Raw genomic sequence first — 422 nt, 5'->3', positions numbered from 1 at the left:
CCTTCAGGATGTCGAGCGTCGCCGTCAGGCAAATGCCGTCATCGATCGGCAGCGTCGAATTCTCGATGAAGAAATCCGCGCTGTGCAAAACGAACCCGCGTTCGGCTTCGACCGGGCCGCCCTTCATCACCCTGACACTGTCCGGCCGCGCCGCAGCGTCGGTCACCTCGGCTTGCGGGATGACCTGCAGCTTCACCAGCAGATCCGGGAATTTGATATTCGGGGCCGGGCGATTCACCACGATCCCCATCGCACCTTCGGACGAATGGGCACACAGATAGATCACGCTGCGCATGAAGCGTTCATCGGTCATCGCGGGGGTCGCGATCAGCATCTGACCGTCCAGGTACCCCTGCGGTTCCTTCTTTTTCAAAGTTTTCCGCGGAATCTTCATGGCTCAAGATTATCCCGATCGTCCCACA

General features: G+C 59.2%; 1 protein-coding gene. It reads right to left on the bottom strand.

Annotation, left to right across the window (positions count from 1 at the left end; translation table 11 throughout):
* On the bottom strand, positions 1-394 hold a 394-nt coding region (locus D7Y13_RS43615), incomplete at its 3' end, for a YqgE/AlgH family protein (RefSeq protein ID WP_208734688.1).
* Positions 395-422 lie beyond the last annotated feature (28 nt).

The sequence above is a fragment of the Corallococcus praedator genome, from assembly GCF_003612125.1.
Taxonomy (GTDB): Bacteria; Myxococcota; Myxococcia; order Myxococcales; family Myxococcaceae; genus Corallococcus; species Corallococcus praedator.
The sequence above is the reverse complement of the archived record's forward strand: the minus strand, read 5'-3'. Positions and strand labels throughout refer to the sequence as shown.